This window comes from Streptomyces sp. GbtcB7 (assembly GCF_019091445.1).
GTDB classification, from domain to species: Bacteria; Actinomycetota; Actinomycetes; order Streptomycetales; family Streptomycetaceae; genus Streptomyces; species Streptomyces mirabilis.
This window is the reverse complement of sequence record NZ_JAGXJM010000055.1, coordinates 1-25,367: the sequence shown is the minus strand read 5'-3', so window position 1 is coordinate 25,367 and position 25,367 is coordinate 1. Positions and strand designations below refer to the sequence as shown.

At 67.8% G+C, this 25,367-nt stretch carries 28 protein-coding genes and 1 pseudogene; 10 read left to right on the top strand and 19 right to left on the bottom strand.

Translation table 11 applies throughout. From position 1 onward, the window contains the following. Positions 1-405: 405 nt before the first annotated feature. On the bottom strand, positions 406-663 hold the full coding sequence (locus tag KVT44_RS61260; RefSeq protein ID WP_217575122.1) for a transposase: 258 nt from the start codon (positions 661-663) through the stop codon (positions 406-408). A gap of 468 nt (positions 664-1,131) precedes the next feature. Between KVT44_RS61260 and KVT44_RS49785 the strand changes: the two genes are divergently transcribed. After that, entirely contained in the window at positions 1,132-1,620 is a 489-nt protein-coding gene (locus KVT44_RS49785; protein ID WP_217575120.1) for a GNAT family N-acetyltransferase, read from the top strand. Between the two features lie 293 nt (positions 1,621-1,913). Here KVT44_RS49785 and KVT44_RS49780 read toward each other — a convergent pair whose 3' ends face one another. Then, positions 1,914-2,828 (bottom strand): alpha/beta hydrolase, encoded by a 915-nt coding sequence (locus KVT44_RS49780; RefSeq protein ID WP_308314347.1) that lies wholly within the window; start codon positions 2,826-2,828, stop codon positions 1,914-1,916. A gap of 432 nt (positions 2,829-3,260) precedes the next feature. Further along, complete coding sequence (locus tag KVT44_RS49775; protein WP_099918479.1) at positions 3,261-3,518, bottom strand: hypothetical protein; 258 nt, start codon at positions 3,516-3,518, stop codon at positions 3,261-3,263. Between the two features lie 32 nt (positions 3,519-3,550). On the opposite strand from KVT44_RS49775, the gene KVT44_RS49770 reads away from it, so the two are divergent. From KVT44_RS49770 to KVT44_RS60355, 3 genes are all read left to right on the top strand, one after another. Beyond that, the gene (locus KVT44_RS49770; protein WP_217575116.1) at positions 3,551-3,817 is read left to right on the top strand and encodes a hypothetical protein; all 267 of its coding nucleotides are present in this window, start codon (positions 3,551-3,553) and stop codon (positions 3,815-3,817) included. A 618-nt stretch (positions 3,818-4,435) separates the two neighbouring features. After that, a complete protein-coding gene (locus tag KVT44_RS49765; protein ID WP_308314346.1) occupies positions 4,436-4,843 on the top strand; it encodes a sigma factor-like helix-turn-helix DNA-binding protein in 408 nt (135 codons plus the stop codon). A gap of 636 nt (positions 4,844-5,479) precedes the next feature. Next, the gene (locus KVT44_RS60355; protein ID WP_308314352.1) at positions 5,480-5,911 is read left to right on the top strand and encodes a transposase; all 432 of its coding nucleotides are present in this window, start codon (positions 5,480-5,482) and stop codon (positions 5,909-5,911) included. Here KVT44_RS60355 and KVT44_RS49755 read toward each other — a convergent pair. Beyond that, positions 5,908-6,363 (bottom strand): nuclear transport factor 2 family protein, encoded by a 456-nt coding sequence (locus KVT44_RS49755; RefSeq protein ID WP_217575112.1) that lies wholly within the window; start codon positions 6,361-6,363, stop codon positions 5,908-5,910. The genes KVT44_RS60355 and KVT44_RS49755 overlap by 4 nt on opposite strands. 146 nt (positions 6,364-6,509) lie before the next feature. On the opposite strand from KVT44_RS49755, the gene KVT44_RS49750 reads away from it, so the two are divergent. Next, positions 6,510-7,103 carry a TetR/AcrR family transcriptional regulator gene (locus tag KVT44_RS49750; RefSeq protein WP_217575110.1) on the top strand — a complete coding sequence of 198 codons (594 nt, stop codon included), beginning with the start codon at positions 6,510-6,512 and terminating at the stop codon, positions 7,101-7,103. Positions 7,104-7,240: 137 nt separating this feature from the next. Here the strand turns inward: KVT44_RS49750 and KVT44_RS49745 are convergent, their stop codons facing one another. Then, complete coding sequence (locus KVT44_RS49745; protein ID WP_217575108.1) at positions 7,241-7,912, bottom strand: hypothetical protein; 672 nt, start codon at positions 7,910-7,912, stop codon at positions 7,241-7,243. A 125-nt stretch (positions 7,913-8,037) separates the two neighbouring features. Further along, positions 8,038-8,664, bottom strand: a complete 627-nt coding sequence (locus KVT44_RS49740; protein WP_190174678.1) for a TetR/AcrR family transcriptional regulator — start codon at positions 8,662-8,664, stop codon at positions 8,038-8,040. A gap of 111 nt (positions 8,665-8,775) precedes the next feature. On the opposite strand from KVT44_RS49740, the gene KVT44_RS49735 reads away from it, so the two are divergent. Together KVT44_RS49735 and KVT44_RS49730 are read left to right on the top strand one after the other, a co-directional pair. Then, a complete protein-coding gene (locus tag KVT44_RS49735; protein ID WP_099918469.1) occupies positions 8,776-9,573 on the top strand; it encodes an acetoacetate decarboxylase family protein in 798 nt (265 codons plus the stop codon). 138 nt (positions 9,574-9,711) lie between these two features. Then, positions 9,712-10,113: a tautomerase family protein gene (locus tag KVT44_RS49730; RefSeq protein ID WP_217575106.1), complete on the top strand. Its 402-nt coding sequence runs from the start codon at positions 9,712-9,714 to the stop codon at positions 10,111-10,113. A 423-nt stretch (positions 10,114-10,536) separates the two neighbouring features. Here the strand turns inward: KVT44_RS49730 and KVT44_RS49725 are convergent, their stop codons facing one another. The 4 genes from KVT44_RS49725 to KVT44_RS49705 form a co-directional block, all read right to left on the bottom strand. Beyond that, positions 10,537-11,070: a TetR/AcrR family transcriptional regulator gene (locus KVT44_RS49725; protein ID WP_099918467.1), complete on the bottom strand. Its 534-nt coding sequence runs from the start codon at positions 11,068-11,070 to the stop codon at positions 10,537-10,539. A gap of 22 nt (positions 11,071-11,092) precedes the next feature. Beyond that, positions 11,093-11,929, bottom strand: coding sequence for an alpha/beta fold hydrolase (locus KVT44_RS49720; RefSeq protein WP_217575104.1), 837 nt, complete (start codon positions 11,927-11,929; stop codon positions 11,093-11,095). Positions 11,930-12,106: 177 nt separating this feature from the next. Then, positions 12,107-12,352, bottom strand: coding sequence for a hypothetical protein (locus KVT44_RS49715; protein ID WP_217575102.1), 246 nt, complete (start codon positions 12,350-12,352; stop codon positions 12,107-12,109). A gap of 1,018 nt (positions 12,353-13,370) precedes the next feature. Beyond that, positions 13,371-14,339 (bottom strand): alpha/beta hydrolase, encoded by a 969-nt coding sequence (locus tag KVT44_RS49705; RefSeq protein ID WP_190174682.1) that lies wholly within the window; start codon positions 14,337-14,339, stop codon positions 13,371-13,373. A gap of 347 nt (positions 14,340-14,686) precedes the next feature. Between KVT44_RS49705 and KVT44_RS49700 the strand changes: the two are divergent. Further along, positions 14,687-14,988 (top strand): annotated as a pseudogene (locus tag KVT44_RS49700) (repressor LexA); the annotation flags it as partial. Positions 14,989-16,010: 1,022 nt separating this feature from the next. On the opposite strand, the gene KVT44_RS49695 reads toward KVT44_RS49700, so the two are convergent. The 7 genes from KVT44_RS49695 to KVT44_RS49670 all read right to left on the bottom strand — a co-directional run bounded on the left by KVT44_RS49695 (position 16,011) and on the right by KVT44_RS49670 (position 20,584). Then, positions 16,011-16,928, bottom strand: a complete 918-nt coding sequence (locus KVT44_RS49695) for an NADP-dependent oxidoreductase (RefSeq protein WP_217575100.1) — start codon at positions 16,926-16,928, stop codon at positions 16,011-16,013. A 209-nt stretch (positions 16,929-17,137) separates the two neighbouring features. Beyond that, positions 17,138-17,575 carry a hypothetical protein gene (locus tag KVT44_RS49690; protein ID WP_254650961.1) on the bottom strand — a complete coding sequence of 146 codons (438 nt, stop codon included), beginning with the start codon at positions 17,573-17,575 and terminating at the stop codon, positions 17,138-17,140. Continuing rightward, positions 17,572-17,928 carry a hypothetical protein gene (locus tag KVT44_RS49685; RefSeq protein WP_254650960.1) on the bottom strand — a complete coding sequence of 119 codons (357 nt, stop codon included), beginning with the start codon at positions 17,926-17,928 and terminating at the stop codon, positions 17,572-17,574. The genes KVT44_RS49690 and KVT44_RS49685 overlap by 4 nt, the downstream gene beginning before the upstream one ends. 15 nt (positions 17,929-17,943) lie before the next feature. Beyond that, entirely contained in the window at positions 17,944-18,069 is a 126-nt protein-coding gene (locus tag KVT44_RS60350; RefSeq protein WP_302832217.1) for a hypothetical protein, read from the bottom strand. 142 nt (positions 18,070-18,211) lie between these two features. Further along, positions 18,212-19,003: a MerR family transcriptional regulator gene (locus KVT44_RS49680; protein ID WP_190174684.1), complete on the bottom strand. Its 792-nt coding sequence runs from the start codon at positions 19,001-19,003 to the stop codon at positions 18,212-18,214. A gap of 15 nt (positions 19,004-19,018) precedes the next feature. Beyond that, positions 19,019-19,780, bottom strand: coding sequence for an ABC transporter permease (locus KVT44_RS49675; RefSeq protein ID WP_217575098.1), 762 nt, complete (start codon positions 19,778-19,780; stop codon positions 19,019-19,021). Positions 19,781-19,789: 9 nt separating this feature from the next. Beyond that, positions 19,790-20,584: an ABC transporter ATP-binding protein gene (locus tag KVT44_RS49670; RefSeq protein ID WP_217575096.1), complete on the bottom strand. Its 795-nt coding sequence runs from the start codon at positions 20,582-20,584 to the stop codon at positions 19,790-19,792. A gap of 1,200 nt (positions 20,585-21,784) precedes the next feature. On the opposite strand from KVT44_RS49670, the gene KVT44_RS49665 reads away from it, so the two are divergent. After that, positions 21,785-22,156: a VOC family protein gene (locus tag KVT44_RS49665; RefSeq protein ID WP_217575186.1), complete on the top strand. Its 372-nt coding sequence runs from the start codon at positions 21,785-21,787 to the stop codon at positions 22,154-22,156. A 597-nt stretch (positions 22,157-22,753) separates the two neighbouring features. Here the strand turns inward: KVT44_RS49665 and KVT44_RS49660 are convergent. Further along, entirely contained in the window at positions 22,754-23,251 is a 498-nt protein-coding gene (locus KVT44_RS49660) for a DUF4345 domain-containing protein (protein WP_308314351.1), read from the bottom strand. Positions 23,252-23,253: 2 nt separating this feature from the next. Here KVT44_RS49660 and KVT44_RS49655 point away from each other — a divergent pair, with 2 nt between their 5' ends. Further along, positions 23,254-23,823, top strand: coding sequence for a helix-turn-helix domain-containing protein (locus KVT44_RS49655; protein WP_308314350.1), 570 nt, complete (start codon positions 23,254-23,256; stop codon positions 23,821-23,823). A 386-nt stretch (positions 23,824-24,209) separates the two neighbouring features. Here the strand turns inward: KVT44_RS49655 and KVT44_RS49650 are convergent, their stop codons facing one another. After that, entirely contained in the window at positions 24,210-25,337 is a 1,128-nt protein-coding gene (locus tag KVT44_RS49650; protein ID WP_217575090.1) for an NAD(P)/FAD-dependent oxidoreductase, read from the bottom strand. Positions 25,338-25,367 lie beyond the last annotated feature (30 nt).

The following is a 25,367-nucleotide window of genomic DNA, read 5'->3' as shown; positions in this document are numbered from 1 at the left end:
GGCGCAGGGGCCGGGACGGCTGTGCCGTCAAGCAGGGTCCCGACGTAGCGGGAGAGTGTTGAGTACCCGCCGCGGAAGCCTCGTTCGCGGATCTGCTGGTACAGCTCGGTGGCAACGGTGTTGCCGGCGGCGAACTCGCTCTGCAGATACGGCTTGAACCGGTCGAGGGTCGAGGGGTACGTTCCTGCGGTCGCGGCCGGATGCGAGTAGGACGTCGAAGCTGGTGTCGTGGTTGATCTCCTCGTGGCGCCGTACGACCCGGTCCACGATCAAGGTCGGCGGCAGGGCCTCCTGTGCCGGCATCCTCGGCCCGGCCCGCTGGATGCGTTCGGCATACTTCTGCAGGCAGGAGCGATGCTCATGGCAGGTCTTCTCCACCGTGAGCGAGAGGTCGCGCAGCAGCTGTCAGCGATCTGCCACCTCGATTGCCTGCGGGGCGGTTTCCTTGACGGCGCGGGCATAGGCACCGGCCCGGACACGGCACACCACCTCGACCCCAGGGTGATTGTGCAACCAAGCGGCCAGCGTCTCGGAGGTCCGGTCCGGAAGGACGTCGACCGGCCGTCGGCTCTCGATATCGAAAAGGATGGTCTCGTAGCGAACGTCTCGCCGGAAGGCGAACGCAGTCTCATTCGCCCGCCGGGCACGGAGAGCTTCCTGCACAGCCGTGCGCCGACCCGGCCACCCAACTCTGCCGCGACAGCTCGGAGCCGGCTCCGTAGTTCAGTACTGGCCTGCTGGTGGCGTTCCGTCAGGCTTGGGACTTGCTCAACGAATGTACAGCGCAGGCAGGTTGGAGCAACCGATAACCGCGCAACCCCCATGACCAGGGCTTTCCCGACCAAGCCACAGTCTGACCTCGTCGTTCACGAAACCGCTGCCAGAACCTTGAACCTCCCCACCCAGTGGTCAAGCGTTCGCCGGACCTGCTCGTTTTTCCCATGTGGCAGAGCATTGCGCGCGTAAGCCCAGCTTCTACTACGACAGATCAACCGAGGAGATTCGACTTTGACGGCACTGCCGTGTCGCATGTCCGTTGTGCCCACATGACGTTCGCCAAGCGCCAGGCAGGCCAGCGGGCCCGGCGGAAACCCAGGTGGCCTCAGCGCACCATCTGGGTAGAGTCGGGCCATGCCCGAGTTGCGGCGACTTCAGGCCGGCCATGCGTCGGCGGTCCTGGCCTTCGAGCTGGCGAACCGCACCTACTTCGCTGCCGCGATCTCCGACCGCGGCGACGACTTCTTCGACCAGTTCGCCGACCGGCACAACGCCTTGCTGGCTGAGCAGGAGGCCGACACCTGCGCCTTCTATGTGCTCGTCGCCGAGGATGGCTCGGTACTCGGCCGGTTCAACCTGGTCAACATCGAGGAGCGCACCGCGGAACTCGGCTACCGGGTCGCGCAACACGTTGCCGGCCGCGGCGTGGCGACCGCGACTGTCCGGAATCTGTGTCAGCTGGCGGCGACGCGGCACGGGCTGCGCACACTCAGGGCGGCTACGGCCCGCGAGAATGCCGCGTCACAGAAGGTGCTGACCAAAGCCGGGTTCGTCCCGGTCGGCCCTGCCGATCCAGCCGATGTCGGCGGTAAGCCAGGCACCTGGTATCAGCGCCACATCTAGCCTCGCCCCGCCAACCGACCCTGGAACGCAACCCGTTGGGGCTGACCGCGCCCCGGCACTGTCCGTACTGCCGGCAACCCGTCACCATCGCGCTTCTCGCGCCGCCCGGAGGCCGCACGTTCCTCCGTCCCCGCAGCCGTCCCCAACGTCATTCCGCCGCGAAGGACTCTGTGACCGTCAACTGACCGCTGCTGATCACGGGGTTCGCCGACCGGACGGTCGGCGGACCCACGCACGTCCCTCGCCCGCCACTCTCGCCATCAGCCGCGGGATGACGCCGTCCCGGAGCGTTGTCAGGGCCGGGAGCGCCTCAGGCGGCGGCCCAGGAGGACGGCTCCTGTGCCGGCGATCAACGTGCTGGCGGCGATGCCGGTGAGTGCGGTCTCGGCCCGGGCGTCATGGGTGGTTCCGGTGGCGGCCAGCGCAGGCCGGGCGGGATCGGCCGCCGTGGCGGCTTGGAGGAGGAGGGCGGTGACCGCGTCGGGGTGGGAGACCATGGCCACGTGGGAGGAGTTGATCTCGACCGTGTGTGAACCCGCGCGTTTCGCCTCGAAGCGTTCCTGGTCGGGATTGATGGTCTTGTCCTGCTTCGCGACGAGGAACCACGACGGGATGTGCTTCCAGGCGGCCACCTTGGCCGTCTCCGAGAACGCGGTCGTTGCCGCAGGTCGCTGGGTGACCGCCATGACCCTCGCGGTGTTTACCGGCAGGTCCGCGGCGAAGACCGGATGGATCCTGTCGGGCTTGAGATACAGGTCTGTCCCGCTGACGCCGCCGGCCCGGTAGGGAACGGACTTCGTGGCGGTGCCGAGTTCGCTGGGGAACTTGGCCCCCAGGGACATTCCGCTCTCGCCCACGTCGGGCATCAGTGCCGAGACGTACACCAGGGACTTCACCCGGGGGTTGGCCGCGGCGGCCGTGCTGATCACGGCTCCGCCGTATGAGTGACCAGCCAGCACGATCGTGCCCTTGATGCTGTCCAGCACGGAGGCGATGTAGGTGGAGTCGGAGTACAGCCCGCGCAGGGGGTTGGCGGGAGCGATGACCGTGTAGCCGCGGCGTACGAGCCGTTCGACTACCCCATTCCAGCTGGAGGCGTCCGCGAACGCCCCGTGCACCAGCACGATGGTGGGTTTGGCCGTGGTCGAGGTTGTGGTCTTGCCGCCGTCCGCGGCGACAGGGGCCGCCAGGACCGTAGAAATGGCCACGGCGCACCCGGCCGCCATGACGTGTACGCGACGTATTCGGCTCCGTGAACCCGGGACCAGAAATGCTGGCATGCCGTTCTCGCTTTCCGTGAGATCTATGACACGGATTGTTCAGGCGTCCGCACCGGCAGGCTCGGCCAGCACTCCAACCGGGTGAAACGGGTGAAAGAAGTACGCCCCGGGAGTGAATGCCGGAGGTAGAGGGTGTTGGGAACCCGCGTCGTGCCCCTGGGTGCAGCCCGAGCCATCGCACGAACTTCCGTTCGACTCGGGGAGTCCGAACTCGGCGACAAGTGGTGTCGGCTGTCAGTTACGAAGTCAGTCGGCGTCAACGAACGTTCTGGCCCCTTGCTGGATGGCCCGTTGCATTCAACGGGCCATCGAACAGGCGGTGGCACTCGCTACGCGGCGCCGCCGGGAGACCAGGAACGATCAGGAAGCGATCCTGACGTTCAGCCCGTAGTCCAGTTCTGCGCCATCGACCAGCACCGCCTCGACCGTGCGTGTACTGGGGTCGATGTCGGCCACGATCCCGTCACCTGCGTAGCGGGGGTAGCCCGAGGCGCCCGTCTCGCCCGTCGCCTCGACGACTGCCGATCGCACGGCCGAGTCCTCCACAGAGGCGCCGCCTCTGTTCTCGACGTGTTCAGGGACCAACAAGATACGGAAGCGCTGCGGCTCTGTAGTCATGCTCCGGTATTTAATCGCCTGTCTCACCAACCGTGGGAAAGGCGCACGACAGGTCTGCGCAAACAGGCTCCGTCGGCTGGGTTTCCCCATCCGTCGCGGAGGCACGGCAGGAGACGAAACACCTGTCCGTCGCCTCGCTCCACCGCTCCTTCGCCGACGCTGAGGAAGCCGCCGCCGCGGCTCAGCAGGAGGCCCTGGCGGCGCTGCAACCCACGCTTCAGCTCTTCCGCAAGGGGGGAGGGCTCGGCGAGATCCTTTTCTTCGCCCTCTTCGGACAGATGCCCCGGTCCCTCGGGTGACGCCGAAAGATGACGGTTGTTCGGGAGTCCAGCACTGGCAACTGCTGGTTGGGCCATGCTCGTTGGCCGGGGCACTCGTGTTTCGTCAGGATTTGATGACGAAGGGTCGTGCAGTGTGTGCTCGGCGGACGTCTGTGGCGTGGGGGTGGTGAGACGACGGTGGGGCTCGCCCCAGTGGTTCAGGCCGTCGGACCTTTCCTCCAGGATGAACGAAGGATCGACTATGCAGCACCGCACATGGGGATTTGCCGCTGTCGGCGTGGCCGCCGCGGGTCTTTGCGCCGTGTTGGCCACGACGGCGCTCGCCTCGTCCGATCACGGAACCGAGCGTCAGGCCATCAATCAGTCGCAGACCGCGGCCCAGCAACCCGCGAAGACGAAGGTGTCCTCCAGCGACGGGACCAAGTCTCAGATGTCCGAGGAGAACCAACTGCTCCTGAAGATTCAGATGGAGATCAAGGCGTCAACCAGTGTCCGACCGCGGTCCAGGTCGCCAAGGCCAACAAGTTGGTCGGGCACTTGAAGGCGGACGGCAGGGCCACTGAGGCGCAGCTTGCGTGGCTGGCGCTGACTCCCGCTCAGAAGCGCGTGGAGGCGGCCCCGGTGGGCACCAGCTGAGTGGAACGTGAAAGCAATGGAGGCCGAGGGCGGCAAGCCGACCTGACGGGGTTCGAGGAGTTCTACCAGTCGGCGTACGCGCGGCTGGTCGGTCAGTTGTTCTCGGTCACCGGCAGTCTCGAGCAGGCCGAGGACGTCGTGCAGGAGGCGTTCATCCGGGCCCTGGACCGCTGGCCCCGGATCCAGGCCTATGACATGCCGGAGCTGTGGGTGCGCCGGGTGCCGGTGAACCAGCGCCCCGTGCTGTTGCTGCACGATGTATTGGACCTGCCGATCGAAGAGGTCGCCGAGCAGTTGGGCCTGCCAGTGAGCGCCGTGCGCGGCAGGCTCGCCCGAGTCCGCGCGAAGCTGGCCCGCCACCTCGCCGCGGATCCGGAAGGAGCCCTGTCCCGCCATGGCCGACCCTGAGTACAGTCTTCGCAATCTCGTCGAGGAGGGCACCCGCGCCTCGCAGCAGCCGCCGGTCGCTGACCTGCGGCGTCGTGCCCTGGCGTCGCCGTACGTTCCGCGAGGCCGCGACGGTCGCGGCTGCGGCCATGGCGGTGACCGCTATGGCGGTGGTCGTCCTCCCTCTGGTCGGCTCCGGGCGTTCCGGATCCAGCGCGTCCGGTCCGACGGCGCCCCGCGCACTCCAGCCCAGGGTCACCGAGTCGACCAAGTCTATGGTCGCTTCGCCGGCCGAGACCGTGCCCGGCGGCACGATCACGCTCAAGGGCACGGGCTGCGCTCCAGGGAAGGCGGTGTCCTTCGGGATCCGCTGGGACCGCGGTGCGAAGTTGAGCCTCTCGATGGAGGAGCAGAAGGCTCAGGGGCGACCGCAAGCAACCGCTACGGCAGGCGGGTCGTACAAACTGACCTCGGTCAACGCACCCGCCAACGGGTCCTTCGAAGCCAGGGTCACGCTTCCGACCACTCTCGTGATCAACAAACCCAGGCTGTGGGCGCCAATGCCAGACCCCGGCCCCGTCCCACCAGCTCACCCAGTACATCTCGATCCTTGTCCACAGCGCCCAGGTCGTGTGCCGAGTTGGGACAACGGGTTAGCTGTTTCCCGTCCCGTCCAGGCCGGGACGGGAAACAGGCGGGCTGAGCCGGGGTGATCTCACGGACAACGAGTGGACTGTGTTCGAATCGCTGCTGCCGCTGGGCGAACGTGGTGGCCTCATTCCCGACCTGCGCAGGCTCGTCAACGGCGTGACGTGGCGGTCCCGTACGGGCGGTCCTTGGCGGGACATTCCTGAGCGGTACGGGCCCTGGTCCACCGTCCACGGGCGGTTCCACCTCTGGGCCAGGTCCGGGGTCTTCCAGATGCGGGCGGCAGCGGTGGAACGCTGTTCAACAAGATCAAGGAGTGGCGCGGGCTCGCCATCCACCATGACAAGACCCCGCCCGGCAACCTCGCCGAACGCCACCTATCCGGCGCGGTCATCTGGCTCCGCAGTCTCCGATGAAGATCTGAATCGGTCCACGCTCTAGGCCGAGGTGGCACTGCTCGCCTGCACGGCTGCGACAAGTGTGTCGAGTTGCCCGCGGACTCGGGCGGCGGTGACATGGTCGAAGTAGTCGCGGGAGCTGATGATCTCACCGTCGCGCACCCGCAGTACGAAGATGCCGGGGAGCACGAAGGGTTCCTCGGTCTCCGTGACTGTTCCCTGGTACTCGAACTCGGCGACGATGACCTCGGGGTCGGTCGTCTCGTGGATCGTGATGTTGGCTGCCCGACGTTGCAGCCGGGGGCCGGAGTCGGTCGGCCTGAAGTGTTCGCGCAGTTCGTCGCGGGTACGGAGCGCGGCAGCACGAAGCGGGTCGAACGGGTGCACGACGTGGGTCTGCTCCGCGTACAGATCGGGTAGTTCGCTCCAACGGCCCTCCGCAACACCGTTCACGAGCGCGAGGAAGACTTCCCGCGGGCTGAGGACTTGGGTCATGGGCACTCTCCTGTCGTCGGCGCCGACGTTAGTGGTGTCGCACTACTATCCGGAGTGCGGACTCCGAGTATACGGAGTCGTGACTTCGGATAGTGAGATACGGCGATACGAGTGAAAGCGCGATGAGCACCTCAGGTAACCGAGACATGGGCGGCAAACGGCCGCAACGCGCTGACGCGCGAACCAACCGCGAGCGGATCTTGAACGTCGCCGAAGAGGTCTTCGGTAAGGGTGGCCAGTCTGCGTCCACCGAGGAGGTGGCCCGCCTGGCCAACGTCGGCATCGCCACGGTCTTCCGTCACTTCCCCACCAAAGCGGCGCTGCTGGAGGCCGTTCTCGTGCAGCGGTTCGATCGCCTGCGCGAGCAAGCCGAAACGCTGTTTCACGCCCCGGACCCGGGTGCGGCGTTCTTCGACTTCTTCAGCCACCTCGTCGCCGACGCGGCCGGCAAAATCGCCATAGCTGAGGCGCTGTTCGAGGCCGGTGGTGACAACGGCGGCGACGCCGCTCAGGCATCGGACGGACTGCGTCGAGCCGTCGGTGCTCTGCTTCGTCATGCCCAACGCGCCGGTGCCGTCCGAGATGACGCCGAACTGCCCGAGGTGTACGCCTTGCTCGTTGCCACATCACGAGCCTCCGCACACGCCCACCTCGAGGAAGAGGTACGAGACCGGATGCTGACCATCATCTTCGACGGCCTCTCACCGCTCCGGAACGCGCGAGCGCAGCTGAAGACCTGAACTCGGCACCCGCTCCAGTGCGTGACCACATGGGTTCGCCGGTTTGTGACGCGTGGGTTCTCGGAGAGCGCTGCGTGAGTCTTCACCGTGGGGCGGGTAGCCGCACCTCTCGCCGTCTGAGGGGCCTGGCGAACCGTCTACCAACCCAGTTGGGATTTTCCGAAGCGAAGTCCGGTGCCTTGCAGCCAATCCCGTGCGTCCGCATCCGAGTTACGCGTGCCGATGGACAGGTACACGGTGTGCCTCCCTGGGTCAGGTTCACTGCACTGCTCGGTCCATGTGCTGTTGAGACACAGTTGGACGCCGCAGAGGTTGGAGTTCGGTAGACCTCGGAGTACCGAGAACCAGGAGATGTCGATGGACAGGGGGCCGCAGGCCGCGACCGCGCCGTCGATCTCCGTCTCGGTGCACTCGTCGGAGTCACGGATGGGAAAGGTGGAGGGCGTCTTCCCCTTCATCAGCTGGAACTGCACTCCCTGCGGCAAGGGCCACAGGGACGCCAGTTCAGGTTGCAGCTCCGTCTCCACCCAACCCAAGGACGTGTCCCGGAAGCCCAAGCGGTCCAGGGTCTCCCAGAGTTCCTGGACACGCGAGTCCTGGAGGTCCTGCTTCGAGCAAAGGAACGTACCGCAGGTGAAGTACTGCCGGGCGTAATGGAACTGCTCCTGCGTGGCGATGTCGTTGAAGCAGAGGGCAGGCAGGTCCGGCGCTCCGGCACCGAATCGGGCGAGCAGTTGACGTGCGAACAGTAGAGCACTGCGCGCGTCCGGCAGCGGTTCCAGCACCTCGTAGAGCATCGACGCACCCATCGGCCCACCTCCCTCACCCGCACCTTAGTCGGGCGGACCCATCAGGCCATCGGATTTACAAGAGCTGACATAGCTGCGGCTCGGCATGCGCCACCCGCACCGCAGACTCCTGTACGCAGCCCGTGTCACGTGTTCGTAATTGGGGGCACCCCTGCTTCTCGGTGGGGGAGCAGCGGGGGAGTGTTGGTGACGAGCCGGACGAGGTGTTCGGCGAGGTCGGTGTCGAGGGGGGAGCCGGTCATGAGTCGCCGGTAGAGGATGGTGCCGGCCCAAATGTCCTGGACGAGATCGATGTCGAGGTCGTGGGGCAGGTCACCGCGTTGGATTCCGCGGCGCAGTGCTGCGGCGATGTTCTCGCGCTTGCGGTACAGGAAAGCCTCCCGGAACCGGGTCATGAGTTCGGGGTGGGGGAGGAGGCCGCCGGCGAGTGCGGGCAGCGAGGTGGCCATGTCCTCGTTGGCGTAGTTGTCGATGGTCATGTCGACGGCGTGGCGCAGTTCCGCGTGGGTGTCGTCAAGATCGGGGATCTCCTCGGCGCGGAAGATCTCGGCGAGCGCGTCGGCGACGAGTGCCTCCTTGCTGGGCCACCAGCGATAGATGGTCGATTTGCCGACGCCTGCGGCCGCAGCGACGGCCTCGATGGTCAGTGCCGGGTATCCCTGCCCCGACAGGACATCCCGTGCCGCGTCGAGGATCTTTGAAAGGGAACGCGGACCACCGGCCGCCGGACCTGAAGAGAAGACGGGTGCCATGAGTTAAACGATACGTATCGTTTCGCACGCGGGTCAAGGTGTGCTACGGTCGCGTTCATCGATGAAACGCTACGTATCGTTTCACTCCAGTCTCTTCCCGAAGGACGTGGCATGAAGGGTTACACCGTCCCCCTGTCTCCCCGTGGCATCGCGAACCTGGCGCCCGCCCCGCCGTGGCACTACGCCGGCACCGTGGTGGGTGTGGAGTTCTTCACCGACCCGGCCGCCGCCGCAGCGACTCTGCCCGAGGGCCTGGCCCCCGACCCGGACTCCGCCGGCCGCGGCGTCGCGATGTTCATCGACTGGCAGTACTCCTCCACGGGCCTGGAGTATCTGGACCCCGCACGCTCGCAGTACCGGGAGTTCCTCGTCACCCTGGACGCCCACTACAACGGCGCGCCGGTGGCCTGGTGCCCCTACATCTACGTCGACAACGACTCCGCCATGGCCCGCGGCTGGGTTCAGGGCTTCCCCAAGAAGCTCGGCGCCGTACACCAGACCCGCGCCTATTCCGTCGGCGGTCCCGGCACCCCTGTCCTCGGCCCGGGCGGACAGTTCGGCGCCACCGCCTCCGCCGCCGGACAGCGCATCGCCGAGGCCAAGATCACCCTCGAACAGCCGGTCCCCGACCCCGCCGCCCTGATGAGCCGCCCCGTGGTCAACCTCCGACACTTCCCCCGCCTGGCCGCCGGACACCACGACAAGCCCGCCGTCCACGAACTGGTCATGTCCGTCCTGGACGGCGCCGCCGTCAGCGACGCCTGGGCCGGCACCGCCGACCTCGCCTTCCTCCCCGCCCACGGCGAAGAACTCGCCGACCTGCCCGTCCAGCGCACGGGCAGGGGATTCCACTTCGACCTCGCCTACACGGTCACCGACCTCAAGACCCTCATCGACCACAACAACTGATCACCCCATGCACCACGAGGGCCCCGCCACCACCCATCACCCCGGTGGCCCGTCCCCGAGAACGAAGCATCCCCAACGCGGCTGTGCCCCCCATGGTCCTGGGGGCACGCCCGCCGCTCTCACATTTCAGGAGTCGACGTGCCCATCTACACCTGCACCACCGCCCAGGGAACGCTGAGGGCCGACGCAAAGGGCGAACTGGCTACCGAGATCACCAGGATCCACGCGGAGATCAACCACGTCCCGCCCGCCTACGTCAACGTGGTCTTCTCCGAACTGCCTCAGGACAGCGTCTACGTCGGTGGAGAACCAGGGGCGCCGCTCCTGATCGGCGGCTGGGCGCGCCGCGGCCACCCGCAGGAGGAGACGACCCGCTTGGCACTCGAGCTGTCGGCGGCCGCTTCCCGCATCACCGGGATCCCCGAGCGCCGCATCCTGGTGGTGATCCAGGACAGTCCCGCACGTTCCGCTGTCGAAGGCGGCCAGGTCCTGCCCGACCCGGGTCAGGAGAAGGAATGGCTGAGCCGCGACGAGGCGTAAGGCCGGGGCCGGGGTGACGGCTTGGGCCTTACATGTCATCTCGATTGGCCGTTTGGCGGTTCAGTGCGATCACCCGGTGATGAGTGGGAAGCCGTCCTCCGGCACTACGCATCGCCGTAGGCCCTTGAAAGCCCGGTGACCGCGAGCCTGGGTCACCTGCTTCCAGCCGCCCACCTCAATCCGATGTTCCGGTTCTTGTATTCCGTGATCTCCATGTGGTCGCTGATCGTCACGGACTCCGAGGGCGCGCAGCGCCCCTCCGATGCGAGGGTCGCACCGCCGACGACGTCCTCGAGCCCTGGCACGATCGCCGAGTACGACTCGCTGCGGGCGCGTGGCTTCTTCGACGTACGGCTGTTCCGGGCGCTGGAAGCCGTTCGCCTGGCTCCGGAAATGTGGCGATCGTCGGCGGCGGCAGCATTCTCACATGGCGCGCAGGCCCCGGTCGGCGAAGGCGATCAGCCACTCGAAGCTCTCGTCGATGTCGGCGCTCCACTGGAAGCCGTTGGCCACCTGCAACGTGGCGAACCCGTGGCAGAGGCTGCGGAGCATACGCAGGGCGTGGTCCACGTCGGACTCCGGGACCTCGTAGCCGCGGAGGACCGCCATGAACGCGCTCAGCAGCCGCTGACCCGCGGTGGCCAGCGGATCGTCCGGGCCGGACGGTTCCACGCCGATCGTCGCGGCGTACCGGCCGGGGTGCTCCAGGACGAAGGCGCGGAAGGCGCGCGCCGCGGCCGCCAGGGCGTCGCGACCCGCGTATCCCTGGACCGCGCCGCCGACGGCGTCGGCGGCCTCGCTCAACGCCAAGGCCGCGATGCGCCGGTTGAGGTCTTCCTGGCCGCCCACGTGCTTGTACAAGGACGGGGTACGCACGCCCACCCGCTCGGCCAGCAGACCCATCGTCAGGTTGGCGAGGCCCACCTCGTCGGCGAGGGCGGCACCGGCCGCGACCACGGACGCCGGGTCCAGGCCGACCCTAGGCACGAGCGGCATCCGATCCGAGGAAGGCGAGCATGAGCGAAACCACCTGTTCGGGGAACTGGTCGTGAGGGTAGTGCCCGGCGCCCTCGATCAGCTCAAGGCGACCGAGACCGGACGGCAAGGCGTCAATGATCGCCGAACCCTCGGCGTGCGGGTCGGCCCAGTCGGGGTCGAGCGTGCCCATCACGACCAGGACCGGGCAGCGGACGTTGCCGAGCTGCGCGCCGGCGTAGGTCGGGGCGCTGCGGCCCATGCCCTGCAAGGCCTTCATCCGGCCCGGCTCGCGCAGCAGGGAGTCGATGCGGCCGAGTCGCTCGGACCAGTCGGCCGGCTTCACGCCGGGGTAGGCCACGTCGAGGTACGAGCGCCAGAGCGGCACGCTTCCGAACGTGCCCGTGCCGAGCAGCCGCAGCATGCCCTGCCGGAAGCGCTTCACCCGCAGGTCGCCGAGGCGGATCGACTGCTTGCGGGTGAACGGCGCCAACTCGACCACCGCGGTGATCAGAGCGGGCTCCTGCGCCGCGGCGATGGTGGCGGCGCCGCCGGAGATCGAGTGGCCGACGAGCACGGCCGGGCCGCCCAGGTGGCGGACCACGGCGAGCAGGTCGCTGGCGATGGCGGTGCGGCTCCAGGCGGGCCAGCCGACGCTGGACTCGCCGCAGCCGCGCAGATCGACCGCGGCGACCCGATAGCCCGCCGCCACCAGCGGTGGGATCACGGCACGGTACGCGGTGCGGCTGTCGCCCATGCCGTGCGCGAGAACGATCAGCGGGCCGGACCCCGCCACCTCGTAAGCGATCGTGCCGCCGTCGACGGCAAGGTACTCGGTCATGACATCCCCCTGTTTGGCTAACTCTGTTAGCTAAAAGCTAATCCCATTAACCAAGCCTGTCAACGACGAAATCCCCGGCGCAGCCAGGAGGAACGACGAAGCGCCGCGGAAGGGGGGCAGACCCGGATTGGGATCGAGGGGGAGGTGTCGAGGACATTGCCGGCGGCGTCGGGGGCCTCAGCGGCGACGTACTCCGGGACGGACGCCGTGGATCTCGACGAGGGTGGTCTCCAAGCCCGTATGGGAGGTCTCGTGCTCGTCGGCGGGCCGCCAGGTGCCGTCGGCGAGTTGCTCCTCCAGATCCGGGCTCGCGCTCCTCGTCGTCCTCGAGTTGCTCGGGCCGGGCGAGCGAGTGGCGTTCATGTTGTACGACCTGTGCGCGGTGCCGTTGGACGAGATCGGCCGGATCCTCGGCCAGTCCACCGACGCGACCAGGATGGTTGCGGGCCACGCCGGAAGAAAGGTGCAGGCGACCGCGCGGCCGACGGTTGGCGGACGGGGCGGCGAGAGTTGGTCCAGGCATCCTCGGCGGCAGCTCGTCACAGCGACTGTCGGCTCGCGCAGCTGCGCGGGGGTGAGCGGTGCTCGCCAACGGCCTTCCCAGGGTCGTGTCTTGGCGCGAGGACGGCACTTCGCTCTCGGTCATCGCGTTCACCGTCGTCGTCGACGACGACGGCCGGATCGTCCCTCCCTGACGTGTAGACAGGTGCAGGTCAGGGAGGGGTGGGTAAGGCTGGCTGTCCTGTGGCCGTGACGGGCGTCGGGTGTCCGGGGTATGCGGGGGCCGCCGAGGTGACTGCTGTCTGAGGGAACCGCTGACTCGGCCTGCGCCTTTCCCTACTCTGCTGCCGCTCAGCGCCCTTGCCCTGGCCGCCCTTGCGGTCCCAGTGCGCGGGTGGGCGTTGAGCGTCCGGTCCGGCTATATGCCGCACGGCATGCTGGGTTCCCCGGAGGCGCTGCGGCGGGCGGAAGACGCCGGTGGAAGTGACCTGGGCCATTGGACCGCCAAGTAGTCAGTTCGGACGGCGGTAGTCCTCGAGCGCCTCGACGTGGCCGCGACCACTCTGCTGGCCTCCGACCGACGGTTGTTCTCCCGGAAGGACCAGGCCCTCGAACTGCGCAGCGGGCGCAGCGCGTCGAAGTAGCCGGGCCACGCCCCGCTCTGGCGTCCTCAACCTGCCGCGGCCTCGTATGCGTCGACCGAATGCGGCAGGGTGCCCAGGCGTTCACGCAGGCCGGCGAGGCTCTCGGTGGGACGGGCCGCGAGGAGTCCGTCCAGCGCGGACCGCTGAACTCGGCCTCACCAGCCGAGTCGAGTTCACCCTGTTCTTGCCTCGCGAGGACCTGTGGAAGCGCGTCGCCGACTTCGAGTGCTGTGGGCTATCAAGTGCTGTGGGCCATAAGAGGAATCGCTGAAGCGTCACCACGGACATCATCCGTGTCAGTCGTGCAGGGCGGTCTTGAGTGCGTCGATGGCGAGGTGACGAGCGACCTTGGTGGCGTTGGTGTCACGGAGGAGGTCCAGCATCAGGAAGTCGTGGACCATGCCCAGAACGCGGACCGCGGTGACGTCGACGCCGGCTTCACGCAGCTTGGCCGCGTAGGCCTCGCCCTCGTCACGCAGGACGTCGGCCTCGTCGGTGATGACCAAGGTCGGGGGCAGGCCGCGCAACTGGTCGATGCTGGCCCGCAGCGGCGAGGCGTAGGGCTCGGCGCGCTGGGCGGCATCGGTGGTGTACTGGTCCCAGAACCAGATCATTCCGTCCCGGGTCAGGTACTCCCCGTCCGCGAACTGCAGGTAGGACGGGGTGTCGAAGTCGGCGTTGGTGACGGGGTAGAGCAGGACCTGACAGCCGACCCGGACATCATCGCCCCTGTCCTTGGCCATCAGGGCGAGGGCCGCGGACATGTTTCCGCCCACGGAGTCGCCGCACACGGCGAGGCGCGAGGCGTCCAGGCCGTGCTGTGCGCCTTCGCGGGCGGACCATTGGGCCACGGCGTAGTTCTGCTCGATCTGGGTGGGGTACTTGGCCTCGGGGGCCCGGTCGTAGACGGGGAAGACCGCAGCCGCGCCGGCGCCGACGGCGAGTTCGCGTACGAGGCGGTCGTGGGTGTTCTCGTCGCCGAACACCCACCCGGCTCCGTGGATGTAGAGGATGACCGGAAGCGTCCCGGAGATGCCGCGCGGGCGCACGATGCGGGTGCGTACCTGCCCCCACTTGCCGGCGTCGACGGTCACCCATTCCTCCTCGACGTCGGGTTTCGTGACACCTTCTCCGGTCTGCAGGCCGGCGAGGATGTCACGTCCCTGATCCGGCGGCACCTCGTAGATCCGCGGGTGCGGGGAGGTCGCCTCGGCAAGGTCTTGCGCCGCTGGCTCCAGGATCGGAGTGGGAAGCACTGAAGGCATGCTGATCTTCCTTTCCCTGCAGGGTTGGGGGCAGCAATGACGTCAGATGCACTATTTGCATAGATGTATGCATCTTTGATAAGGATAGCGGGGCGGCGACACGCCCGCGATCGCATCAGTCCGTCCCTGGGTGGGCAGAGGAGGGGCAACGGCGACGTGCTGATGAACACGGCACGCCCCCGTGCGCACCGGGCACTGCAATCCGAACGGATCGATCCGTTAGACAAACCGCACGGCACCTGGATCGCGACGTACAGATCGACCGTGGATCCGGTGGTATCAGCGAAGCCGCCGACTCACCCCGCGATCGCGCGGCCCGCAGCGTTCTCCGTTCTCCGGAGAACCGAAAGAGCATCACGGAGTCGGTCGACCGGCAGGGCTACCCGCCGTCGACGCGGGAGATCGGCCGAGCCGTGAAGCTCGCCAGTACATCCTCGGTCGCCCAGCAGTTGATGGCCCTCGAGCGCAAGGGAGCTCTCTGCCGCGACCCGCACCACCCCGCGCCGACCGGGTCCGGCCCTCGTGGGTGCACGACCTGGGCAGCGCGAGCGCGGCGCCGGTCGACGTACCGCTCGTCGGCCGGATCGCCGCCGACGCACCCCTGCTCGCCGAGGAGATGATTGAGGACGTCTATGCGCTGTCCCGCCAGTTCTGCGTCAACTGAGAAGGCGTTGCCGGAGCGTCAGAAGCCGTTCAAGCGCCCAGGGTTGGCCACATCGCAATGCGTCACCCCATCACGGTCGAGCAGAGAGTCCGTCACGCTGCGAAGGCATTCGTTGACGCCGAGCGAGTTGAGCATGCTGACAGGCGGGCACACCCCGAAGGTCTGCCCGCACAGGACGGCTGATTCGTAGGGGGCCCAGATGCACGGGTACCAGGAACCCGCCTCAGCAAGGTCGTCGGCGTCCTGCGTCTGCTCTGCGGGAGGCCGGTGGAGGGCCGCCACGCCCCAAAGAGGCCCAGATCGAGCGTCTGAAGGCTCAGAATCCCGATCTGAAGGACCGCGTCACCGACCGGGACGCGGCCATCGAAGAGCTGACCGAGTTCAAGAAGCTCTCACTGTCCCGGCTTGCCGCCCAGGGCGACGAGATCATTCGCTTGCGCAGCCCGCAGTCGTTCCCCGAGCCGGCCACCGTCCCTCGTGCCAGGACCACCGTCTACGGCACCTGCAGCTGACGGCCTGTCATTGGTCAGTTGTGATTCCTCGTCGGCGGCAGCTTGATGGGGAGACAGCTGTCCGCCAGCGGTGACACTGCATTGGTGTTCCGGGGTGGGTGGCTGTGTCAGATCCAGGCTGCCGTCGATGGTGCGGTCCTGGCCGGTGAACCAGGCGGTGGCGAGGTCGGTGAAGGCACAGGATGGTGGCGACCTCGCGTGGCTCGCTGTGGCGGCAGGGGGATGCGGCTGAGCCTCTGCTTGCTTGAGCTGCTCGATGGTTGCCTCGGGCAGCCGGAGCTAGGCCCTGTCGTCACATTCCCGTCTGCCCCGCGACGCCATGCACGCGCCCTTGAGTTCTCGGCTTCGCTCGAACAGGGAGGGACCCCCTTCGCCGCACCGGGCACAGACCCAAGTACATCCAGTACGAGGGCCTGTGCCCGGCACGCCGAGAGTACGCACCTGACGCCGCAGGGCCCGCCCTTCGGGCGGACGACGGGAATACGACGACAGGGCCTAGGGCCGGAGCACGATCTTGCCGTGAGTGTGCCGTCGTTCCAGTTCGCGGAACGCGTCTCGCACCCGCTCCAGCGGGTAGGTTCGGGCGATCGGCACCTCCAGCTCTCCGCGCGCGACAAGCCGGGCCAGCTCGCCGAGTACGACCGCGCACGCCGCCGCACCTTCCCCGTAGGTTCGCGCCCCCACCCTGGCCGCGGCCTGCCAGTCGCTGATCGTGTTGATCCGCTCGGGCCGCACGCCCAACTCCACTGCCAGTTCCACGTATCCGTCGCCGAACGTGTCGATGAACGCGTCGACGTTCCCGCCGGAAGCCTGCCGGATCCGTTCGGCCACGTCCTGCCCGTACTCGACCGGGATGACACCGCGATCTTTCAGCCAGGTATGGTTCTGCTCGCTCGCCAGCCCGATCACCGTGGCGCCGCGCCGCCGCGCGAGCTGTACGGCAAGAGACCCGACGCCGCCCGCCGCACCGGACACGACGACTGTCTCGGCCGGTTGGGGGTCCACAGCGAACACGGTGGCGTACGCGGTCGTGCCGGCCACGTACAACGACCCGGCCACGTCCCAGGAGAGCCCCTCCGGGCGCGAGGTCAGATTCACGTCGTCGACCACGACGAACTCCGCGTGGCTCGCCCTGTGATGGGTGAAGCCCAGGACCTCGTCGCCCACCGCGACGCCGCGCACCTGCGGACCGGCTTCCACCACGACGCCGGCCAGATCGCTGCCCTGTCCGGAAGGGAAGGTCGCCGGCCAGCGTCCGTGCCGCGCGCCTTTGCGGATCATCGTCTCGCCGGGCTGGATCCCGGCCGCGCGGACCTCGACCAGCACCTGCCCGGGGCCGGGCGCCGGCCGCTCCACCTCCTCCACCCGCAGCACATCGATCCCGCCGTACTCGTGGAACCGCACCGCCTTCATCGCGTGATCACCGCTCTTCCTCGTTCGGACAGGTCTTGGACGGTCACGCCCCGGACGGCCACACATCGACCGGGCCATCGCATTCAACCGTTCAGGAATGGAGCTGTCTTCCCAGGATCAACGGTCGGTTCGAGATTCGTCAGGACGAGCAGGGCGCGCATCAGGTGGGTGGCGCGGGCGGGATCGGTGCGAAGCTTGGTGAGGATCCGTCAACTTTTCAAGTGCGCGAAGCCGTGCTCGACGGGGGCGCGTCCGTTCGCGGCGCCGGTGCGGCGTTGGGTGGGGATGAGGGTGTCGTCGATCAGGACGACTTGGCTGCCCCGTTTGGCGATCTTCTTCTGGGCGCGGTCCAGCCGCGAGGCTTTCGCAGCGAGCAGGCCGATGGACTCGTCGCGCCAGCGCCGCACGGTGGTGGCGGAGATGTTGTTGCCGCCTGCCATGTCGGCCAGGCGCTGGTCGTGCCGCAGCACCGCGAGGACGATCAGCGCGATCTTCCCGGGCGGCAGCGCCCGCCAGCGTGAGCGTATCGCCATCAGGTGGCGGCGCAGCAGGTCGGCGACGTGGGTCAGGGTGCGCGTGGACAGCGGCAGACGACACCGGTAGACAAGGGAGACGGCGCCCCTGGCGGGCTCCTTGGTTTTGGTCACACAAACTCAACGTCCGCCCGGCGCACTGCGGTTACGCTCACGGCCGGGCGGTGATCTTCCCGTAGGGGAGCTTCCGCAGCTGGCCGCGGTCGGCCAGCTTGGTCAGCGTTTCCCGCGCAGCGGCTCCAGGGCGCCCCGCCCCCGGTGTCCAGCCCGAGCGCCTCGCCGACCTGTCGGGTCATCACCGGCCCCGCGGCCTGCTGCACGACGGCGAGGATGCGCTGGTACTCCGGCGGCAGCGCCCCCTTGTCCACGCCCGGCGCGCGGTGCGGGACCAACAGCACCCCGCGCCCGCCCACCTGCGCAGACACCGGCGCGGTCGATGCCTGTTCCGCGGCGACCTGCTCGCTCATCCGCGCCAGTACCTTCTAGGCGACTGCGAGTTCGTCCCGCTCGGCGCGCACCTCCTCCAGCTGCTTGGCCAACTGCTCTTCGAGTCCGTCCAGCTCCGCACGACGCGTGGCGATCCGCTCCAGCACCTCGAGGTCCGTCATGGGCCGGATCGTAAGAGCGGCACTGGCGACGACGAGCGGGAAACCCCGAAACCGCCCTGCCAGACGATCTGCACGGCAGACTGCTGCCCCCGGCCAGCACGAGTACCGCCGAACAGCGTCACACCATGCCCCTGACCTGCCTTCAAGATGGCGGCAGCTCAGTGTTGAGTCTGTCGGCAGGCACTCGCTCGATGCGGGTCCAGCCCCTCCAGCCCCGCTCCTCCAGGATCGCCAACACCCGCTCGGCGCCCGGTGAGGACTCGACCATGGTTGAGTCCAGCAGGTCGACGAACTGGTCGTCGAAGCCGTCGGCACCCACCTCGCCGGCCTCCACAGCCCGAATCCTCAGGCGCTCCAGGATGTCGGCGACCTCGACGACCCGCGGATCGTCGACCGGCCAGTCGAGCGCCCCTCTGAGAAAGCTGTAGAGCCTCACCATGTCGGGGTCGTCCAGCTGCTCGTGCTTCTTGGCGATCACGGCGTCGATCAGGTGCGGCACCTGGGCGGCGATCATGATCCAGGCATCCCGCTCCAGCTCGATGTACCGCTCCTCGACACCGAGACCGCGTAGCCGGTCGAGGTAGTCCACGACGCTCTGGGGGAGCGCCAGGTGCTCTCCGGCTGCGAGCCGGGCGAGCCGTCTGCGCGTGCCCTGCAGCCGCCGGATCTCGGCACGCAGGCCCTTGTCGATCTCCTGGACGCCATCAGAGAACTCCTCCGGGCCGGCGTCGAGGAGTTCCTGCACCCTGGCCAGCGGCACGCCGGCATCTGCCAGGGTGCGGATCCGAATCAGTCGCACGACCGCGGCAGCGTCGTAGGTCCGGTACCCGGATCGGTCGCGTTCGGGTTCCGGCAGCAGCCCGATCTGGTGATAGTGGCGTACCGCCCGCACCGTCACCCCGGAATACGCCGCAAGCTGGCTGATGGTGAGCATGGGTCTCAGCCTGCCTCAGGCGATCTTCCGGCGATAGGCGACCATCGCGAAGACGTACGCCACGACGAGGATGCCGACGCACCACGCAAGCGCGATCCAGATGTCGTCGCCGACTGGCTGCCGGGCGAACAGGTCGCGGATCGTGTTGACGATCGACGTCACCGGCTGATGCTCGGCGAACCAGCGCACCGGGCCAGGCATGGTCTCCGTGGGCACGAACGCCGAGCTGATGAACGGCAAGAAGATGAGCGGGTAGGCGAACGCGCCCGCGCCCTCGACCGACGCCGCGGAGAGCCCGGGGATCACGGCGATCCAGGTCAGCGCCAGAGTGAACAGGAGCAGGATGCCGGCGACCGCGAGCCATGCCAGCACCCCTGCCCCTGAGCGGAAGCCCATGAGCAGAGCGACGCCCACGACGATCACGAGCGAGATCAGGTTGGCGACCAGAGAGGTGAAGACATGTGCCCACAGCACACCCGACCGTGCGATCGGCATGGACTGGAATCGCTCGAAGATCCCGCTCTTCATGTCGGTGAACAGCCGGTACGCGGTGTAGGAGATGCCCGACGCGATGGTGATGAGCAGGATGCCGGGGAGCATGTAGTTCACGTACGAAGCCGCCCCTGTGTCGATCGCGCCGCCGAACACGTAGACGAACATCAGCATCATGGCGACCGGCGTGATGACGGTCGTGATGATGGTGTCCATGCTGCGTGTGACATGGCGCAGGGTCCGCCCCGTGAGAACAGCAGTGTCGCCGAAGAAGTACGCGGTCATCCTTGTCCCCTAGTTGCTCGTGCCGGTGGCGTCGCTCTTGTCGTCGCCGATGATCGCGAGGAAGATCTCCTCCAGGGTCGGCTGCTTCTCGACGTATTCGACCGTGGCGGGCGGGAAGAGCTGCTTGAGCTCGGCGAGGGTGCCATTCACGATGATCCGACCCTGGTGGAGGATCGCGATCCGGTCGGCCAACTGCTCGGCCTCGTCCAGGTACTGCGTGGTGAGCAGCACTGTCGTTCCGTAGCCGGCGAGCTCTTTGACCGCATGCCACACCTCGATGCGCGCCTCGGGGTCGAGCCCGGCCGTCGGCTCGTCCAGGAAGATCACCGGCGAATTCCCGATGAGGCTCATCGCGATGTCCAGCCGGCGGCGCATCCCACCCGAATACGTAGACACTCGGCGCGCGCCCGCCTCGGTCAGCGAGAAACGCCTCAACAGGTCATCGGCGGTCGCGCCCGGGTCCTTGAGGTGGCGCAGCTTGGCGACGAGTACGAGGTTCTCCCGACCGCTGAGGATCTCGTCGACGGCGGCGAACTGCCCGGTGAGGCTGATGGACTCCCGTACGTTCGCCGGTTGCGTGGCGACGTCGAAGCCATTGAGGCTCGCCGTCCCCGCGTCGGCCTTGAGGAGCGTGGCGAGGATCCTCACGGTCGTGGTCTTGCCCGACCCGTTGGAGCCGAGCAGGGCGAAGATGTTGCCCCGCGCCACGTCGAAGTCCACGCCGCGCAGCACTTCGAGCTTCCCGTACGACTTCTCGAGACCCTGCACGCGAATCGCCGGACCGGCGATCGATTGGGTCGTCATGGTCATCTGCCTCCTTCGCGGAGCTGTTCCAGGCGACTGCGAGGAAGCTCCTGCCGGAAGGATGGAGGGTTGACCCAGCGTCAAGGTCAAGCCCGCTCCGACCACGGCATCCAGATCGCCGGCGCTGATGCGGGTCGTCCCGTGATTCGTTCCCATCGGGCAATGGCTGGGCGTAGCTTCTCCAGTGTCGAAGAAGTCCGCGATCAGTGCGAACGTCGCCTCGGGCGAAGGGCGGCGGCGTCGGATCACGAGGTCGATCGCCTCATGGCTCTGCGCGATCGTGCCACGCCGAGTTCGCACTTGGCCCAGCGTCTTTCAGAGTCGGGGTCCGTCATGAGCCGGATCGTAAGAGCGGCACTGGCGACGACGAGCGGAAAGCCCCGAAACCGCCCTGCCAGACAATCTGCACGGCAGACTGCTGCCCCCGGCCAGCACGAGTACTCCCGAACAACGTCACACCAGGCCCCTGATCTGCCACTTCAAGATGGCGACAGCTCGGTGAGATCACTACTGGCAACTGGCAACTGGCAACGGGCAACGGGCAACCGGCACGGGGATGCACCGTGACGGCCTCGATACCTGCCCCCTGTCTGCTGGACGCCGTCCTCAGCGCGGCCGACAGCGATGACGTCCGCGCCGACGTCGGCCTCGTCGACAACGCACCCGCGGCCTGACCTGCACCGTGCAACCCGAGCACGCGGGACCTCGACGGAGAGCGACGGCACCGGCGGCCGTACGTGGGGAATTCCCAATGGTCGCTGACAACGTCCGCAGGGGTGCAAGGGTGCAGGGGTGCAAGGGCACAAAGGGTGATCTCGCCAGAACGAGACACGACCAGCGCGGGACACAGCGAATGCGGAGACAAGCGCGGCCACATGCCCGGTCGTACTCCAGCAACCCTGCGTACAGATACGCCGGAAAGTGCGCCTTCAAGTACGCGGACTGGAGAGCAGGGACGGCGAATACGGCAGAAAGGGGTCGCGGGCTCCACCTCACCTCACCCGACCAAGCCCCTACCAACCGGCTTGATCTGGAACTGCGTGTCCTGTTCGTTCCCACGGCCAACTGATCAAGGTCTGGGCGGCATTGAAGCCCGGGCGCGGACCGGGCGGCCCGCCCCTCCCGGGTGCCCATTGCCTTGCGGCCCTGGGCTGTTTAAGGAGTGGCTGCGTGGGATTGATGCCTTGTAGGGTCCCGACTATGGCTTGTCGCATTTCCGAGCTGGTGATCGATTGCCGGGATCCGCAACGACTGGCGGCGTTCTGGTGCGAGGTGTTGGGCTTCATCGTGCTCGACATCGACGACGGCGCGGTGGAGATCGGACCACGGGAAGGGTTCGGCGGATTGCAGCCGACTCTGGTCTTCAGCCCCACTACCGAGCCCAAGGCGAGCAAGCTGCCGCTGCACATCGAGGTCAACGCCACCGACCGCGATCAGGACGCCGAACTCGAACGCCTCCTGAAGCTCGGGGCGCGCCCGGCCGACATCGGCCAGACCGGCGAGGAGCCCTGGCACTGCCTGGTCGACCCCGAAGGCAACGAATTCTGCCTCCTGCAAGCCCGCCTGAGCTGAGCATCGGCCCGCGTCGACAAGCGCCGAAACCACACCCCGAGACTTCCGATGCTGGGTTTTCCGATCACAGGATTCGGCGCTTCAGGCACTGGCCGGCCCGCTGGGAGCAGCGAAGGAAGGAACGGTTGAGGACCCCCTTGCTGCGCAAGTGTCAGTGGATGCGAACCGGCCTGTCCGCCAGCGCAGCAGATCCATCCCGTACGAGCGTGGGGTCCGAGGTGAACTGTCCGCCGCCGTAAGGTTCTTGAGGAACACTGCAGCAGGCTGGATCGGTCTGCCCCACGGGTTCAGCAACTGGTAGGGCTCCTAAGGGGCACCAGGCTCCTGTCACTCACCGATTTCGGGCGAGGTGGAACTCTTGAGGTCCCGTCCGGACGCTGCGCGCCAGGTACGGCGGGAAGCTCGCAGAAGGAGCGCTGACCTGGTAAATACTGGACTTAGGTTGGTCAACGCGCCGTACGCGCCGGGGAAGGAGATGATCTTCCCTACCTTGTCCAGTACGTCCTTGGCGTAGCAGCGCTCGCTCGATCACCAGGTAGACGTCCGGCATGGGTTCTCCTCCCGCTGATCCCCGGCCGGGCGGAACCGTTCAGCTGGTCACCCGTCGAACCCAGGCGGTGCTGCGGTCGGCTTCGGCGCGGTCCCCCGGCGGACCAGGCGAACTCCGCCTGTGTCGGCCAACTCGTCCACTGGGCACGCGACTTCCTCCATCTCATACTCACGCTCCTCGGACGGGGCGAGCCAGAACAGGACAGGCGGAAGGCCGAGCTCGATCACCGTGAGTGCGATCTGGAACCACTGCGGCCAGCCGTGGACGGCCAGGGAGATCAGCCGGCCGAGCCCACCAAGCAGGACGACGGCGGAGAGGGCGCGCACCGCCGTCGCCGGGATCGGCCGCTGCCGGGCGGCCCAGAGCCAGGCCAGTCCGTAGCCGACGAAGCTCGCCCCCATGAACCTCCCCCAGCTGTCGACGGTCGCCCCGGCAGAACCTACGCCCGGGATAGCCGCGTTGCCGAGGGCGACGTGGAACAGCCCGATCGCCCCACACGCCCACCCCATGACCTGTACGAGTACGCGCAGAGTCCTGGGCGTGATCCATCACCCAGCTTCTCGCTGTCGGCGCGCGGATGTTCCCAGCCCGCCCCTACGAGGACGTGCTGATGGACGACATCGCCCAGCAGGCCGGCATCTCGCGGGCCCTGCTCTACCGTCACTTCCCGAGCAAGCACGCGCTCTTCGCCGCGGTCTACCAGCAGGCCGCCGACCGGTTGCTCGCCGAGACGAAGCTCGACCCCGCCGACTCGCTGGTCGGGCAACTTGTGCAGGGGATGGACATCCACCTCGACTACTTCGTCGCCAACCGTCACGCCGTCCTCGCCGCGAACCGGGTGCTCGCGGGCGACCCGGTCATCCAGACGATCACGACCGACGAGCTGGACGCGCTCCGCGTCCGCCTGCTCGCCGTGCTGCCACTCGCGGACGAGAGCGCGCGCCGAACCGTCTCGGCCGTACTGAAGAGCTGGTTGGTCTTCGTCCAGATCCTCGTCGTCGACTGGCTCAGCGAGCAGACCTGCTCCCGCATCGAGCTCCGCGACATCTGCGTCGGCGCCGTCCTCGGTGCCCTGCGCCCCCTGCTCCCTGCGCACCTCGTGCCGAACTGGCCCTAGCTCACGGCGGGCCGCGCCGGGGCGTGACCTGGTTCAAAGCGGTCAGTGACCTTGTCGCCGGCCTGGGCGCGGTACGGGTGCCCGGCACGGTCCGGGACTTGTCGTACCTGCTGGACTGCCTGCTCAACCTCGACGGTGGCGCCCCGCCCCGAGGTGGTCAACGCCGTGGCGCTGTGGGACACCCGCTACCTCGACGCCGCGGTGGACGAGCCCTTCACCACCAGCGGCCTGCTCGCCGGCGGGCGGCGGCTGCGTGACGCGGCCGAGCAACGGTCGACCAGTTCGTGGGTTCGTCGGCGTGACCCGGTGGGTGTCTCCGTGATGCCCCGAGGCGCACGACGGCGAATGCTTTCGAGGCACACGCGACGGCGAATGCTCTATGGGGGCTACTCGTGTCCCGTGAACATGTTGATCAGGCCCTGGGGTGCGTTGTCGTCGAGGCAGCAGAGCCGGAATATGTCGTCGGCCTCGGTGGCGGCCGCGGCGCTGCGGGGGAACAGGGCTTGCTCGTACTCACTCAGTGCGGCCTCGACATCATCGGGGTGCGCGGCGATGGCCTTGCCGAGTTCGGCGCCGTCGTACATGGCCAGGTTGGCGCCTTCCCCGGACGGTGACATCAGGTGGGCGGCGTCGCCGAGCAGGGTCACGCCGGGCACGCGGTCCCACCGGTGCCCGATCGGCAGGGAGTGGATGGGGCGCGGGACCGGTGCGGTCTCGCCGTCGGTGATCAGCGCGGTGAGTTTCGGGGCCCAGCCGTCGAACTCCTCCGCGATCCGCGCGGTGGCCACGGCGGAATCGGTGAAATCGATACCGGCGAACCAGTCGTGCGGCTTGTTGAGCGAGACATAGGTGTGGAGGGTTCCGCCGCTCTCCCGGTGGGCGAGGATCCCCTTCCCGGGTGCGAGTGCGAAGAGCGCGCCGCCGCCGACCGCCTGTGCGCTGGCCGGGTGGCGGGTGTCGCCGTCGAACAGGTACGTCTCGATGAACGACGTGCCGACGTACTCGGGTGTGGCGTCGGAGAGCAGCGGCCGGACCCGTGACCACGCGCCGTCCGCGCCGACCAGCAGGCTCGTGACGACGGTGGTGCCGTCGGCGAAGGTCACCTCGTGGCGGCTGTCGCCGAGGGCGCGGACACTGCTGACCTTGTAGCCCCACCGGACCGTGCCGACCGGGAGCGAGTCGATCAGTGTCTGCCGCAGCTCGCCGCGCATCACTTCGGGGCGTCCACCCGTGCCGTCGTCGGGTTCGTCTAGGAGCACGGTTCCGTCCCGGTCGAGGACCCGCGTCGCCTCGCGGCCCTCCAGGATGAGGCCGCGGAACTCGTCGATCAGGCCTGCCGCCTGGAGAGCCGGTTGGCCGTTGTAGGCGTGGATGTCGAGCATGCCGCCCTGCGTGCGTGCGGTCGGTGAGGTCTCCGCCTCGTAGACCGTCGCGGGAATGCCGTGGACGTGGAGGACGCGGGCGAGCGTCAGTCCTCCGAGCCCGGCACCGATGATCGTGACGTCAGTGGTCATGGTGGTTCCCTGCCTGTCGCAGCCCGCCGG